This is a genomic window from Hoylesella buccalis ATCC 35310, from assembly GCF_025151385.1.
Taxonomy (GTDB): Bacteria; Bacteroidota; Bacteroidia; order Bacteroidales; family Bacteroidaceae; genus Prevotella; species Prevotella buccalis.
Map to the genome: position 1 here is coordinate 3233332 of NZ_CP102287.1, position 15645 is coordinate 3248976.

The following is a 15645-nucleotide window of genomic DNA, read 5'->3' on the forward strand; positions in this document are numbered from 1 at the left end:
CTTTCATGCAAATATTATTTGATGAGAACTTTCTTTCCATGATGGATGTATACCCCTGTTTTCGTTGGATTTTCTATTTTTGTGCCTTGAAGATTATAATACGTATTGTCTTTTTGTTCCGGGTCGATGTGTAGAATGTTTGTCGACGTCGTTCTTAAGTCCTTGAAGTCACAGAAAACAGGATAATGCAACGATGCCTCTATCAGGTTAAGACCTTCGAGTGATGTCACTACTTTTGTGTTGGTGCAGTAGGGGTTGTGGTCACCATTGAGAGAAACGATAAAGTCGAGTTCACGCTTTTTACGTGAGTTTTCTGTAGCCACTCTTTCATTTTGAATTGTCCAATCAGTCATCACTTTCTTGAAGAATTCGCTGTTGAGGTTACCTTCATTAAAATAGCCTGAGATGAAAGCAGTTTTGTTGTAGGCGCTGAGCTTTTCTTTCAACGTGGTTAAGGCCGTTATCCTGTTTGTAGTTTCTGTGTCAAAGTGTGTTGAGGCAATGACATATTTTTCGAATTCAGCAATGACGGCACCTCGTTTTTCTATCTTTCCAGGTAGTTGAACATATTGAACAGACAGAGGTTTGTCGCGTGTGAGAATTACTTGTCCTTGAGCCCCACCATCCTTCAGTGTTACGGTTTTCATGAAGTAGCCATGCATGTGGGTTAGTTCGGCCAGCTTGCTTGTCTGGATCTCTTTGTTGGAACGCGATGTGCAACTATCCAATTGCTGTATGCAAACGATGTCTGCATCCAGTTTGTTGATGACATTTGCTATTCTGTTTACATCGACATTTTTAAGCGTAGGACTATAACAGTATCGCGTATAATAGTTGGCGATGCGCACATCGCTTTGATTGACTCGTGGAAAAGCTCCGGTGTTTTGTGCCAGGAGTGGCATTGTTGAAAATATCATTGACAACGCCAAGGTGAGCAGAACTTTTTTCATGATTTTAAAACGTATTAGAGATTTTGTTTATTTGTCGGTAGATGCAACGTGTGCATCAATAGTGTTAGTGTTTAACTGTACCAGAACCCTTTGGTATGAATTCTGATACAGTCAACCAACAGCTTTATTTCAAGCCAGAGAAGTCGCAATACACAGGGTAATGCTTTGATATAGTCAGCAGGTCAACATCGCTGAGCTGTTGAATCACATCCGTTTTTGTCAAGGATGGCTTTAAACCATTCAGGTAGACGATGAAGTCCAATTCACGCTTTTTCCCTCGATTTTCTGTTGGTATGCGCTTGTTTACGATAGTCCAGTTTTGCTCTACTTCCTTGAAAAAATCACTTTTCAAATTACCCTCATTGAAATAACCTGATATGAAAGCCGGTTTGTGATAAACTCCCAGCTTGTCCTTCAAGATGTTTAGGGCAATGATTCGGTTGCCCATGTCTGTGTCAAAATGAGTTGAGGCAACGACATATTTTTCGAATTCAACGATGATGGCACCCCGGTTCTCCTTCTTTCCAGGAAGCTGTACTCTCGCAATGGAGAGAGGCTTGTCTTTTGTCAGGATAGCTTGCCCCATTGAGCCTTGCGTCAGTTTATTTGTTGTCATGTAGTATCCGTGCATCTTTGTCATTCTCGCTAGCTCCTCAATCTGGTACTTGTTGTTGGCTCGTTCAGAGCAACTGTCCAGTTGCTGAATGCACAACACGTCGGCATTGATCTTATTGATGGCTGTTGCAAACCGATTGCAATCCACTTTTCCATCAGTTCCTCTGCAATATTGGGTATAATAGTTCGCTATTCGCACATCGCCAGCAGCCAGTGGTATCTCTCCCTTACCTTCTTGCGGGTCGTCCTCTACAACAAAGGGTGGTGGGGTTGGGAAGTCACAATAGACAGGATAGTGGTCAGAAACGGCATCAACGTTCAACCCATCCATTTTATAAACGGCTTTTGACGCATTGGCTGTTACAGGATACTTCTTCAATGTTATGATAAAATCAATTCGCTTGACAGGCTTGGGAACAGGGAATGTGAATTCTGAAGAAGATACGATGTCCCACTCTTTCTGGAGGTCAACAAAAAACTTACTCTCCATTTTGTCTTCGTTGAAATCGCCCGCGAGATAGACCGGTTTTTTATATTTTTTTGCCTCTTCCGTGAAGATTCTTACCGATGCTTCACGATTTTCGGCTTGCAGAGCAAGGTGAGTACACATTAAGACATAATGATCGAATTCTGCTACAGACACGCATCGTTTTTCTTTTCCAGGCAGAGGTATGGTACGGGTGCTGATGGGCTTGCCTTTATAAAGCAGTCCGGTACCGTATGATCCGCCTCCTTCGTATCTGATGCCCCGTCCGAAATAATAGTTCATGCCTGTAAGCTTTGCCAGCTCGGCCAGCTGGTAGACAGATCCTGTGCGGGGCCTTACACTGTCGAGTTCTTGAACACATACCACGTCTGGATTGAGGGCTTTGATGACAGAGGCTGTTCGGTTATAATTTATCTGGTTGTCATTTCCCATACACCTTCTGACGTTAAAAGTCAAGAGGCGGAAGTTGCCATCGGCCTTAGGATATGTGTATGACACTTCCTGCTTGCCATAGGGCAATAAGTTGTCGAACTTTGAGTTGTCGTCTTCATTGGCGCATGAAAAGTTAAATGATGCAGCCGCTAAAAGTAAACTGTATAAAAACATATTTTTCATAATTAAATATTATCTCTTTGTGATTATTGAAAACTTAATCCGTCATTCCATCCAGGGTTTTGGGTCAATGCACCGTTTGTAAGAGTGCGGTCATTAATAGGGATGGGGTACAGATAATCTCTGTCTTCATTCCATTTCTTCTCAATTTGTTTGTGGCAAATAATATTTCCTTTGTTGCCTTCTTTAAGCTGAATTTGCTTTCCTATCTCCAGGAATAGTGGAACCCTTGCTGAAGGTTTGGTGCCTTCGTAGAAGCATACATCGTTTTTCCCGTCACCATCTAGGTCATAGATACCTGCTCCTGGAATATATATTCCAAGTAGTTCTTTCTCAAGCAATTTTCCTTCTTTCCAACGCATTAGGTCCCAATATCTAAATCCTTCCATCATTAGCTCGATGGTTCTCTCGCGTCTAATTTCAAGAATGACGCCTTTGTTGGCTCCCTGCACATGTGGATATCCTGTCGTTTCGGATAACAGGTAGGGATCAGGATTTGCGTTAGCATCATCCATTCTAAGATTTGGCATTCCTGCCCTTTCACGAATTAGCTTGATCGACTTGTCTAAATCGCCTTGTGAAAGCGTTCCTCTTTCTGCTTTGGCTTCCGCAAAATTTAGATATATCTCTGCCGTTCTGAAAATGGGCATGTCGTTACACGATTTGTTATAGCCGTCGTAGTTTGGCGTCAGCGTGTATTTAATTAGATGATACCCTGTCATGGTAAATGCCAGGTTGGGTGCTTCTGTACTGCTTCCGCCTATGCGCTTGTAACCTGGTGTCCTGATGGTTTGTGCCAGTCTTGGATCTCTGTTCTGCGTTTCTTCTTGAAATGTCATGGTCTGGTATCCAGCCTTGTCAGTAAATCTACTACCATTACTCATCAAATATGAGTTTACAATTTTTTTATTGAGTCCAGGCTTACCCATGGATGACGAATTCTCATAGTTTTGGACACTATGAAATACAGATAAGCTTGCATTGTAATCTCTTCCCAGAATAATTTCTTCAGGTTTTGCATCCATTGACGCAAACAGGTCTCTGTATGGATATTTTCCCTCGTTGTAGAGGGTGTATCCACTTGTAGACATAAATGTTTCAGAGGCGGCAATGCACAAATCAAGATACTTCTCATAGTCCTGTAGTCCATGATACTTTCTGAAGGTTCCTTCAAACAGCGCCACTCTTGACTTTAAGGCCAGTGCCGTCCATTTTGTAATTCTGTATGGATCTTTCTCGGCAGGAAGGTTGGTGATGGCAAAATCAAGATCTTCCATTATTTTCTGCATTACGAATTCTCTGGTGTCTCTCGGCTTGTACAGCTCAGGAGACGTTGATTCCAAAGCCGTATCATACCAGGGTACATCCCCAAATCGCCTCACTTTGTCAAAATAGAAGAATGCTCTGAAAAATCGAGCCACGCCATCATATTTGTTGCGTACAGCCTCGTCATTGCACTGATTGGAGTGTTGCAGATAAAAATTAATGTCTCGCAAGGCCGAGAACCCCCAACCTCCACCATCATCGGGTATCACACGTTGACCTGTCATTTCGTTCATTAAAGTGGAGGGAACTATGATATCTGCGGTTTCATTGTACACACTTGCCGCACTTGGAATAAGCTGATTATAGAATTGGTTTGTAAAGAGTTTCAGTTCTTCTTCAGTTTTAAAATATACGGTTGGATGAAGCCTGTCTTGAGGTGTCTTATCCAAAAGATCCTCACAAGAAATGTTTATCCAAACTAATGATATAATCAGTATTCTTATATAATTTAACTTACTCATTTTTTTATAATGCTTTAAAATGTTACAGATAAGCCAAACGAATATGTCTTTGACCAAGGATACAATTTTGCCGTGCTCGATCCAGAACGGATAGAGTTTTGAGCTGATGCTTGCTCTGGGTCAATATATTTACTACGGAGAGCAGTGAATGTAAACAGGTTCTCACCACTGAAATAGATACGTATGCGTTCTACTCCAACCTTGTTTGTAAGTTGCGCGGGGAGTGTATAGCCCATTGTGATATTCTTGATACGGCAATAAGCCAAGTTTTGAAGATACTTGGTGTTTACCGCACCCAGGCTTCTATTGCTTTTAAGGGCGATATATCCACGTGGACGTGGAAAATAAGCATTGGGATTGTCAGGACTCCATACGTCCTTTAAGAAGGTAGATGAAATAAATGATGCGTAAGGACGAGAATAGGGCCCCCAGAACCCGAGGGCATTTTGTCCTGGATACCAATTTTGTTTTCCAACACCCTGGAAGAATACTGAGATATCGAACCCAGCCCAGCTTGCTCCTGTCTGCAAGCTATATGTATAACGAGGCAGCGCATTGCCGATGATTCTGCGGTCACCAGGATGATCAGCTGTGTTGGCGCCAATAGAAATCTTCTTGTCGCCATCCAAATCGACGAACTTAAGGTCACCAGCGTGTACTCCAGGATCAACTTGCGAAGAATTGATGATTGAATTGACAGCTGTTTGGTCTACTTCATAATTTGTGGCTTCTTCATCAGTTAAGAAATAGCCATCAACTACATATCCCCAAATATCTCCTAACTTTTGGCCTTCATAATAATCGTTGAGAATACGTGAGGGGTTGTCATATTTTGTAATCTCGGAAGTGTTGTCGGCAACACCCACAGTGAAATTGTATTTAAATGGATTACCTTGTAGTTGGAAAGAGTCGTTCCATGTTAAGGCTAATTCCCATCCCTTTGTTCTTAGGTTCGCAGCATTTTGCTTCGGAGATTTTGCACCATAAACAGCAGGGAGTTTCTTGCCGGCGGCCTGCATGCCCTTTGTGTCACGGATATAAGCGTCAAAGTTTAGATTTAGTTTATTGTTAAGCATTCCCAAATCTAAACCTATATTGGCTGTCGACACCTTCTCCCAAGTCAAGTCTGCACTGTTGGGGTCGGAAACACTGGCGTAGTTTCCCATTTGTTGATCGCCAAACAGGTACGACATCGTCCTGTTTGTATTGATGGTTTGTATGTAATCATAGTATCCAACTTGTTGGTTGCCTAACGCACCATAAGAAACTCGCAGCTTTACATTGCTGAATGTCTTTTTAAGATGTTTGAAAAACGGTTCTTCACTAATGCGCCATCCAGCAGAAGCTGAAGGGAAGAAGCCAAATCTGTGACCTTTTTGGAAGCGGGAGGTTCCGTCATATCTTCCACTAGTTTCCATGAGGTAGCGCCCGTTTTTAAAAGAGTAATTCAATCGATAGAAAAGTCCAACAATGGCATATTCGTTCTGTCCTCCATTGATATTCATGACATCTCCTGTTGCCAGGTTGAAATCATCGAGGTCGTCTGAGAGCAATCCCTGTCGGGAAGCAGATGTGTCCTTTAGTTTCTTGCTTTCAAAATTGTAGCCACCCATCATTTTGAATTGGTGACCGTCCAAATCAAACTGGTAGTCACCATATACGTTGAAGGCCCGATAGGTGTGGTTTGTGTGGTTTTCTGTCAGTTTGTTCACCATGGAACCTGTTGTGAGTGTTTGTGTCTCACCAGGATAGTGAGAATAAGGAATGTTGACCGTTCGGTTTTTAGTGATGTAGTTATACTGAACAATACTGTAGTTGGTATGCAGATTCAGTCCTTTAAGTACATTCCATGATAACTCTATAGTGTTGGAGAATTCGTGTCTTCTGTCCTTATTATTGTGTTTTCCGTGTTCCAATATGGCACCGACACCATCCATGATGATCTCGTTGTTCAGCGATGTCTTGCATACAATGCTGCCATCTGGATTGGTAGGTACAAAACTTGCCAGGCCGTGGTTGGTGATTCCGTTGAATGTATTGTTCACGCCTGCCAATCCAGGATAGGAATAGCTATCATAGTGATATTTTGTATTGTTGGTTAGATGAATCTTGTCCGTAAGCTGAATGCCGAGCTTTCCCCGGATGTTATATACAAGGTAATGGTCGGGATTTTGTTTGAAAATTCCTGTTTGTGATGCCGTGTTGGCAGAAAGATAATAGTTGGTTTTCTTGTTTCCGCCATTGATGCTTACATTGTGTTCCCACATTGGTCGGGTTTTACGAAAGAGATGATTGTACCAATCAAAATTCGCATAATAAATGTATGTTTCTTTTCCGTCTCGCTGGTCAGTCACCACCCATGGCCTTTCTGGTTGCTCTGTTTTGTCATTACGTCTGGCCCAAAGTTGTTTATAGTCGTCTTCCGTATAATTGGTATAGGGCTTGCCGGCATAATTGGAGTAGAACAAGTCGTTAATACCAGCCGAATAATATCCCCGGGTTTCATAGTCTGTAGAGGTTGTTTGGGAACTCCATGAGAATCTTCCGTCGTAGTTGACTGTAGGTTTTTCGGATGCGCCATTCTTAGTAGTCACAAGAATGACACCATACGAGGCGCGTGCACCATAAATGGCTGCCGATGAGGCATCTTTAAGTACCGAAATCGATTCGATGTCGTTGGGGTTGATGCGGTCTATGTTTCCTTCAATGCCATCAATCAGAATCAAGGGAGAACCTCCACTAATGGAATTCACACCACGGATGTTGATGTTTGGTGAAACTCCGGGGTAGCCTGAAGAAAACGTGATATTCATGTTGGGGACCAAACCTTGCAGCATCTGGGATGAACGAGGTGAAGGGCGTCCTGCCATCTCCTTGCCTTGAACAACGGCTACAGCTCCAGTAAGATTTATTTTCTTCTGGCTGCCATAACCTATAACAACCAACTCATTGAGTGATTGAGAACTTTCGGTAAGCACCGTTGTTCCATTATTCTTTAGCTGGTTTGCTCTCAATGTCTTACTTTCAAAACCGATATACGAAATGGTGATTAAGTCGTTATCCTCTGCATCCAACACATAAACACCGTCAACATTGGTTATGGCACCAGTATTTTTACCTTTGATTTTAAGGGTTGCTCCAATGATAGGTTCGTTGTCAGCGCCAACAACCTTACCTGTTATTTTTCTGTTTGTGTTATAAGAGGCTTTGGTGATAGCTTTGTGTTTAGGAGAAAGAATAATCAATTTGTTTTGCAGTTTGTATTCAATCTTATCTCCTAAAATGGTATTCAGTGTTTCTTCAAGCGTGCTTTTCTGAAAGCGTCCTGTTATACGACGATTCTCATCTATTTCTCCTTTTTTATAGATGATGGAATAGTTGGTTTGTCGTTCAACCTCTTTGAGAACTTTTTTTAAAGGCTCGTTCTTGAAATCTTTTGTAATTGTTTGTGCAAACGATAGCGTTGTGCCAATTACCAATAAAGAAACAAAAAGTAGTCTGTGGCAAGAGTTACTTCGAAAATACATATTACTTCATTAGATTTATTAATTATTAATCATGTCTGTTTAAACAAACCTGATTCTTTAGGTTATACAGATATAACAACCAGCTTACGTTTTACCCAACCCTTGTGTTGTTTTTTAGGGGTGAGAATTGCCATGTCAGATAGATAGTGGCATTTGATTCAATACACACCGACGGCAGTCCATAGCATGTGCATGGAACCTGCCGTCGGTGTTGAGTCTGAGGAATAGTTTATGGAAATAGACCCAACAGCACTTTCAAGCAAAGCCATGATGCTATGTGCTGAAGATTAAATTCATGTTTATAGAAATGATTGTAAACATCCTGTCTGTTTACAAAGAGGAGATGAGTATCTTCTTTTCTTGGTATACAACCTTGATGGGGATCAGTTCTTTCAGTGCATTCAAAATTTCTGAAATAGACTCCTTATTTCTTAATGATAAACTATAGTGTGTATCTTCTAATTGTTTGGAAGCAACTTGAATGTTTACATTATATTGGCGCGAAAGACGTTTGCATAACTCGCCAAGTGAGATGTCGTCAAATTCGATATTGCTATCTATCCAGGCCTTTGCTTGTAGAGATTTGGTCTGTTGCTTGATAAACTGGTGGGTGTCAAGCTTGTAAGCCACAAGATCACCTGGTTGCATTTCTATAGAGTTGGAGTCGCCCATTAAAACAACTTTTCCTTCAAATAGAGAGGTAACCACTTCTGTGTCGTCATCATACGCAGAGATGTTAAATTTGGTACCTTTCACAACAAGATTGCATTCTTTCGTTTTGATTGTGAAATCCTTGCCATCTTGCTTTGTCACTTCAAAATAACCCTCGCCGCTTAACTCTACAATTCTGTTTGACGCCATGAATTGATTAGAGTACGTCAGTTTGGAGCCTGAATTGAGCATCACGTTTGTTCCGTCTGGTAGGGTTAATTTGGCCTTTTCACCGTATGGAGCCTCACATATTTGGTATGTAACCGGAGTTTGTTTTTGGAATACCAACCAAAGTCCCATTGTTACATTCAATATAAGAAGTACAATTGCCGCTGTCTTTAACCAAAACATCGCATTTCTGGAATGTAGTATTGATGGAGAAATAGCCTCCTTGATATACATTTTACTTTCCAACTTCTTCCAGGCGGCCTCATCACGATCAGATTGTTCAGCTTGACTAATCCATTCTTCTTCCCACTGTCTGAGGCGTTGCTGCCCATAGGTTGTTTGGATGAAATCGTATAAAGTCTTTTCGTCCTTGGCTTCTAATTCTCCCTGAAAATATTTATAGGCGAGGTTCTTCAATATGTTTTCTTCAATTGTCATACTTATTTCAGTTTCTTACAGATATAACAAGTTATATCACTTGTTCCCAACTTGTAAGTCAAGAAAAAAAAGATAAAAAGAGTTAATGTAATGCTAAGATTATAAGGATTATAGTGTGTATGTCAAACGGATAGGCTTCTCTGAAATATTTATTAAAGGCATGTAAAGCTTTTGAAATATGTTTTTCGACAGCAGTAGAAGATATTTTCAGTTGTTCGGCAATTTCTTTATTTTTAAGTCCATTCAGTCTACTCATGCAGAATATTTCCTTTGACCTTTTGGGTAGGTTTTCCAATACAATATTTATTTGCTCTTGAAGCTCTTCGTAAAGCAAGAGACCGTCTGCTGATCCAGTGAAATCAAGTGAATACAGGCGTTCTTCACCTTGCTTGATATCATAGTAAGCTGCTTGATATTTTTCTTCAATGGCCTTATGCTTGAGATAATTCAGACAGCTGTTTCTCACCATGGTGAACAATAGTGACCGAATAGATATGCCTGTAAGCTCCTTACGCTTTTCCCAAAGTTTGAGAAAGCATTCTTGGACAATGTCGTTAGCAAGTTCATCATCGAAAACGAATCTCAAACAATATCCTTTTAGGCGCGGGTAATATCCTTTAAACAACTGCCTGAATACAAGTTTATCGCCACTTTTGAGTTGTTTGATTAAAAATTTGTCGTCCATAATCAACTTTATGTTTCTAAACGCGGTATCAAATCAATATTATTTTTTATGAAAAGTGGGCTTCAGTTGAATGATTCGGTTTGCGCAGTAGTTGACTGTTCTGTTTAATAGCTAAGGCAAAGATACATTTTTGATGTTGTTTATCAAAACAAATAGAAGGAATAATTGCTTTCTTTGCTTCGTGAGGGGCTTGTCATTGACTGTATTTTATGCAAGATTGATTGACGCTTCTCAAACTCATTGAGTTTACACCCTAAAGTCATACAGATTGGAGGTCAAACTCATGGAGATTGACCTCCAAACTCAATGAGTTTGGAATGAAGGGGCTATACACTGTCACAGACAGGCTTCGGCAAGACACTGGTGTGGCACCCTCCTTGTTTATCAGTTATCTGCGGAAGTCGATGGAGGCGAACGGTAAGGCCGTGCGCAAACAGCTGTGCCAATATTCCCAGTTGTGTACGCCGTTTCTGATGCGCAACTCGCTTTTGATGCCCGCTTTGGCATAGAGTTGGTGAATCTTAAAGGATAATTCTACCAAATAATCATCATCCCCGCAATCGAAAAACCAGCGAACAGAACGCATCTGTTGTTTCGTTGTTTCGTCAGCGTTCGCAACGAAATCAATTGCCGAATGGTCACGTACCGATTTAGAAACATAGTACAATTTGTCCTTCCCATGTGGGGCAACCTCTGGTTCTTTATTGTCTAACCAAGCACTCATGGCATAGCATGACGAGAAAAGCTCGGGATGGCGTTGGCAATACACCGTGCTGCCGCCTCCACCCATTGAGAGTCCCATGATGGCGCGGTGGGCTTTATCGCCTATGGCGCGGTATTTCTTCTCCACGGCAGGCATCAGTTCGGTAAAGAAGAACGTTTCATAGTTCCAGCCAGGCATATTGAAATAGCCATTCCACTGATTCCTTACATCGGGATTTCCTGCATTGGGCATAATAATCACCATGGGCACAGCCTCCTGAGACTCTATTAATTCGTCGGCTACTTCTTTCACGTTTGCCTTCGAAGCCCAATCTTTATAAGTGCCATACAGCCCATGCAGCAAGTAAACAATGGGGTACTTTTGTGATGACAGTTCGTATCCTGTGGGCAGATAGACATTGTAGGTCATCGTACTATCCAGCACATTGCTGTGAATACTGTCGGTCACTATCTTGCCAGCCCATGCGTTGAGGGCCAGGAAGGTGACGAGGAAAAATGAAATAAGTTTGTTCATTGTATTGTTATTTGATTGCTGTCGTTTCGTTCACGAAATGCTTAATTTCCACAAAGGTACATTGTTTTTGTGAATCGCAGACGGAATTGTGGTGAAAAAATGTGGATTGAGGCCTGAAAGGTGTAGGAAAAATTATAGAAAAAGGTTGCAAATACAAAATTATTATGTATATTTGCGAGAGAATGTCGGTTTTACATCATATACAGCACACGGTATGATTTGTTAGTATACAAGTCTATATTGCAGAAACGACAAAATGAATCTATAAGATAATATTTTTTTAAACCTAATACATATGAGAAAAATTTTACTTAGTTTGGCCGCTATTGGCCTGTGTGGCGTTGTTGCAACAGCGCAAACATTTAAAGATCCTGCTACTTATGCTCCAACGGCATCTGGCGAGCAACTCACCAACCTCTATTTGAATTCAGCTGTTCTGAACGGCGGAAAAGCAGTGTATCCTGGCGGCGTTGAGGGTGACGCAAGAGGCATGGCTGTAGTAGGTGGCAAAATGTACGTGTGCAATAGAACACCAGAAGGTGTTTCGCATCTTGTAGAATTAGACGGAACTACTGGTGCTTTGCTTCGTACTATTGAGCTTCCTGAAGAGATGTGGAAAGACGGAGAGGTAAAGCTTGGCTTCATTGCGAATGACGTTCAAGCTGATAATGCTGGTCATCTTTTTGTTGCAAACATGGCTACTGATATGCGTGGCGAGGGTGCTGCACACACATTAAGAATAAACTATGTGGACGTTTCGCAGAATCCTGTAACCTATAGGACTGTGTTTAATGCTACACTTCCTACAACCTTTGAAAAGAGTATGCGTGTAGATACTTATGATATCTACGGAGATATTCTAAATGGTAAGGGTATTATTATGCTGCCTATCAGTAGTAATGAGCCTGGAGCGGGTAATATTGTAATTAAATATAATGTGTCGAATGGTGTGGCAGATGTTGCTAATCCCCAGACAATCGTGTTGGCAGAATTTAATCCAAAGAAAGTTACTGCAGCAGGTGCAGCACCTCGTATCAACATTCTTGACGACGAGTTGTTCTATCATGACGGTTTCTCAACTATGCCAATGCTTTATGATATGAACGGTAGCGTGGTTGATGGTTTCCAAAATAATGTTCCATTAACACCAGTAGCAACAGGCCAGAACGGTGTAACCGAGTTCGAACTTAATGGTTCTTACTACCTTATTGTGGCTTCTACCAACACCAATAACGACCCTCCTCAGGCATTTGACTTGTTTAAATTCAAGGACGATGGGCGCTCATTTGCAGACATGCAGCTGCTTTACCGTTTCCCAGAAGCAGGTTTAGGTGGAGTGTCTAATGCAGTAAGAACAGCTCTTCCACGTGTAGAAGTGGTAGAAGGAGCTGATGGACAGAAGAAAGCAAGGATTAATCTGTATGCATATCGTAACGGTTACGGAATATATGAATTTACAAATTCAAGCGCAACAAGCGTTAAACTGCAGACTGCAGAAGGCTTTAACTTCACCGTTAATGGCCGTACGGTAACTGTAAATACTCAGGCAAAGGAAATCAATCTTTTTGCTTTAGACGGACAGAAAGTTGCAACATCAGCTGATGGACGCACTGTAAAGGCACCTGCAAAGGGCGTTTATTTGCTTAGCATTCAGGCAGCAGATGGTAGCAAGAAGGCAACAAAGATGGTGATAGACTAACGTTACAGAGAAGGGAGTGCGGTGTGAAGAGTAGCCGTTACTCTCTTCTTTTCATTACAATAGAAGTATACTCTTTATAACAATTATATACAGAAAAACACGATGAAGAAGATTTTACAAAGCTTCCTCCTGCTGTTGTTGTGTGTTAGTGCACAGGCAGGCGATGTGCTTATTGGTGGAAAAAGCTACAGTGTTGATACAACGGCTATGTTTAAAGCAGGTCCGGGTATGCAGTATATGGCGCTGGAGTTTAGAGGAAGTAGGCGTATGAACGCATTTTTTCTGAAGGTTGACCTGACAAATCCTTATATTACCTATCGTGCCGCTATTGGTAACGACTCTATTTATGGAGGCGAACAGCCTACACGTGTGGCAGCACGTAAGAGTCGTGAGGGCTTTACCTATCTTGCAGGTACTAATGGCGACTTCTACAATACAACAGGTTATGTGGGTCTGCCTTGCGGCTATACAATGATTGATCATGAGATTGCTAATAACCCTCTGCAAGCTGGGCGCAGAATGGGTTTAGCTTTTGACGATAACAAAGTGCCGTACTTAGGTGGTATTGACTATACAGGAACATTGACAGTAGGTGGTAATAACTATTCAATTGCGCATGTAAATCATTTGCGTCAGGCAGGAGAAATAGTGCTTTATAATCAGCATAACGGAGGTTATACACATACTAATCAATATGGTACTGAAGTGTTGGTAAAGCTTTCGGAGGGTTATACTTGGGCTGTTAATAAAGTATTGGAAGCCAAAGTAGAAAAGATTGTCAAGAATAAAGGCAATATGAAGATTCCCGCAGGATATGCAGTGCTGTCGGGTCACGGTGCTGGTGCTGACGCCTTAAATACACTAACTGAGGGCGCTATAGTAAAAATTGCGCTTAACATCACCTTAGATGGTGCTGTGAAACCATTCTCAGAGATTGTAGGTGGCGATGCAAGAAGTGCGATAATTAGGGATGGAGTAGTGAGCACAGGCGACGTATGGAACGAGCTTCACCCGCGTACGGGTTTTGGTTATACAGCAGATAGAAAAACGGCTATTCACTGTGTAGTTGATGGTCGTAGCACGATCTCGACAGGAGCTTCAACAAAAGATTTGGCTGAAATTATGCGGTTTGTAGGTGCTGTTGATGCTATCAACTTAGATGGTGGAGGTTCAAGCTGTTTGTTCTTGAAAGATTTTGGTCCGATGAACAAGGTTAGCGATGGTCAGGAACGTGCTGTTTCAAATGGTATTTATGTGGTTTCTACAGCTCCTACCGATAATAATATCAGTGAGATTCGATGTGTAAAAGAGCGTGTTCGCCTACCTCGATATGGTGTTTATGCACCTTTGTACTATGGTTATAACCAGTATGGCGTTCTTGTTTCAAAGAATGTAGAGGGTGTTATACAAACAGTTGATCCTGCTGTAGGAAAAATTCTTGATGATGGCAGCTTCTTAGCATCAGGAACAAAGAGCGGTGAGATAACAGCAACATATCATGGTGCTACAACAAAAATTATCATAGAGCAGTTGGCTGAAAGCTCTGTTTCTATTCGTTTAGATTCTGTTTTGCTCGATAATAAGGTAGCTTACCCTATTGAAGTGCAAACAGAGGTAGAAGGAACCTTAATGGGGCTTTACCCCGGTGCGCTTACTTGGGAGGTTGATGACCCTACTGTTTGTACGGTTACAAATGGTGTTCTGCGTGGCTTAAAGAATGGAACAGCTATTGTTACAGGAACTTTGGGTACACACAGAGATCAGATAAAGGTGATGGTAGAGGTGGCAGAACAAAGTCCAAGGGTTGTTCTGCCTTTTACTAATGCGTCATGGAAAGTAACCACATCGTCTAATTTGAAGGGCCTTGTGAATACTCCTACAGAACAATCGATAAAGACAACTTTTACGTATAAGTCGGGACGTAATACTAATGTGGCTTATAATAGTGAGGTTGCATTGTATAGTTTGCCTGACACGGTGAAGTTAGTGTTCAATCCTGGCGATATAAACGTACACAAATTAAGTATGCGTTTTAAAGAGAATAACGGAGGAATACAAACGATTAATAAAGAATTCACATCGTTCGAGAAGAATAAAGATAATACCATTAGCTTGGCATTGTCTGACCTGATGGAACATGCTAATGATCGTGGTGCCTATCCTCTGTTCTTCAATTTTATGCAGTTCTCCATAGGAGGTGCAGGAATGGTATCACAGAAAAGCTATGATTTAGAAATCAAGCAATTTGCTTTGATATATAAAAATGTGGCTACAAGTATCGTGAATCCTGTATTAGAACGTGGTGGAAAGCCTGTTGTTACAATGGCTGCAGGCAAGGGGGCACAGGTGGCTCTTGACTTAGATAAGGAAGAAAATGTGCGTGTGGAAGTGGCTTCAGCTGCAGGAAGCGTGGTGCGTCAAAGCTATTGGGGACGAATTAAGAGTGGAACTTACATGCTTCCATTGAATGGTTTACCCAACGGTCTTTATATTATTACGGTATATCACGGCAAGAAACATTCTACAGTAAAGGTGATGTGGAACTAATAACCAATTTGTAGGTGTAGTGCAGCCGCTGTTTTTATTCGACTAAAATGATGAAGGCAGCGGCTGTAATGTATATTGTGTAATACTCTTTTGGTTAAAGTTTAAAGTTTACTCTCCGTCAAGGAAAACTTTTTGCGGGAAAGTATATGAAGTAAAGAAAAAAGATGTATCTTTGCATTCTA

At 41.4% G+C, this 15645-nt stretch carries 9 protein-coding genes; 2 read left to right on the top strand and 7 right to left on the bottom strand.

Features of this window, described 5'->3' with window-relative positions:
• Positions 1–14: 14 nt before the first annotated feature.
• From NQ518_RS13285 to NQ518_RS13315, 7 genes are all read right to left on the bottom strand, one after another.
• Positions 15–950: an endonuclease/exonuclease/phosphatase family protein gene (locus NQ518_RS13285; RefSeq protein ID WP_227207392.1), complete on the bottom strand. Its 936-nt coding sequence runs from the start codon at positions 948–950 to the stop codon at positions 15–17.
• Between the two features lie 124 nt (positions 951–1074).
• The gene (locus NQ518_RS13290) at positions 1075–2667 is read right to left on the bottom strand and encodes an endonuclease/exonuclease/phosphatase family protein (protein ID WP_260107745.1); all 1593 of its coding nucleotides are present in this window, start codon (positions 2665–2667) and stop codon (positions 1075–1077) included.
• A 23-nt stretch (positions 2668–2690) separates the two neighbouring features.
• Positions 2691–4451, bottom strand: coding sequence for a RagB/SusD family nutrient uptake outer membrane protein (locus NQ518_RS13295; protein ID WP_227207388.1), 1761 nt, complete (start codon positions 4449–4451; stop codon positions 2691–2693).
• A 14-nt stretch (positions 4452–4465) separates the two neighbouring features.
• A complete protein-coding gene (locus tag NQ518_RS13300) occupies positions 4466–7978 on the bottom strand; it encodes a SusC/RagA family TonB-linked outer membrane protein (RefSeq protein WP_227207386.1) in 3513 nt (1170 codons plus the stop codon).
• A 330-nt stretch (positions 7979–8308) separates the two neighbouring features.
• Positions 8309–9295, bottom strand: a complete 987-nt coding sequence (locus NQ518_RS13305) for a FecR family protein (RefSeq protein ID WP_227207384.1) — start codon at positions 9293–9295, stop codon at positions 8309–8311.
• Between the two features lie 82 nt (positions 9296–9377).
• Positions 9378–9980, bottom strand: coding sequence for an RNA polymerase sigma-70 factor (locus NQ518_RS13310; protein WP_227207382.1), 603 nt, complete (start codon positions 9978–9980; stop codon positions 9378–9380).
• A gap of 388 nt (positions 9981–10368) precedes the next feature.
• On the bottom strand, positions 10369–11217 hold the full coding sequence (locus NQ518_RS13315; RefSeq protein WP_227207783.1) for an alpha/beta hydrolase: 849 nt from the start codon (positions 11215–11217) through the stop codon (positions 10369–10371).
• A 295-nt stretch (positions 11218–11512) separates the two neighbouring features.
• On the opposite strand from NQ518_RS13315, the gene NQ518_RS13320 reads away from it, so the two are divergent.
• Entirely contained in the window at positions 11513–12916 is a 1404-nt protein-coding gene (locus NQ518_RS13320) for a hypothetical protein (RefSeq protein WP_227207785.1), read from the top strand.
• Positions 12917–13018: 102 nt separating this feature from the next.
• A complete protein-coding gene (locus NQ518_RS13325; RefSeq protein ID WP_227207787.1) occupies positions 13019–15463 on the top strand; it encodes a phosphodiester glycosidase family protein in 2445 nt (814 codons plus the stop codon).
• The last annotated feature ends 182 nt before the right edge of the window (positions 15464–15645 follow it).

Bases quoted from the DNA above. Each gene is read 5' to 3' on its own strand.
- NQ518_RS13285 (WP_227207392.1), bottom strand. From the start codon at position 950: ATGAAAAAAGTTCTGCTCACCTTGGCGTTGTCAATGATATTTTCAACA.
- NQ518_RS13290 (WP_260107745.1), bottom strand. From the start codon at position 2,667: ATGAAAAATATGTTTTTATACAGTTTACTTTTAGCGGCTGCATCATTT.
- NQ518_RS13295 (WP_227207388.1), bottom strand. From the start codon at position 4,451: ATGAGTAAGTTAAATTATATAAGAATACTGATTATATCATTAGTTTGG.
- NQ518_RS13300 (WP_227207386.1), bottom strand. From the start codon at position 7,978: ATGTATTTTCGAAGTAACTCTTGCCACAGACTACTTTTTGTTTCTTTA.
- NQ518_RS13305 (WP_227207384.1), bottom strand. From the start codon at position 9,295: ATGACAATTGAAGAAAACATATTGAAGAACCTCGCCTATAAATATTTT.
- NQ518_RS13310 (WP_227207382.1), bottom strand. From the start codon at position 9,980: ATGGACGACAAATTTTTAATCAAACAACTCAAAAGTGGCGATAAACTT.
- NQ518_RS13315 (WP_227207783.1), bottom strand. From the start codon at position 11,217: ATGAACAAACTTATTTCATTTTTCCTCGTCACCTTCCTGGCCCTCAAC.
- NQ518_RS13320 (WP_227207785.1), top strand. From the start codon at position 11,513: ATGAGAAAAATTTTACTTAGTTTGGCCGCTATTGGCCTGTGTGGCGTT.
- NQ518_RS13325 (WP_227207787.1), top strand. From the start codon at position 13,019: ATGAAGAAGATTTTACAAAGCTTCCTCCTGCTGTTGTTGTGTGTTAGT.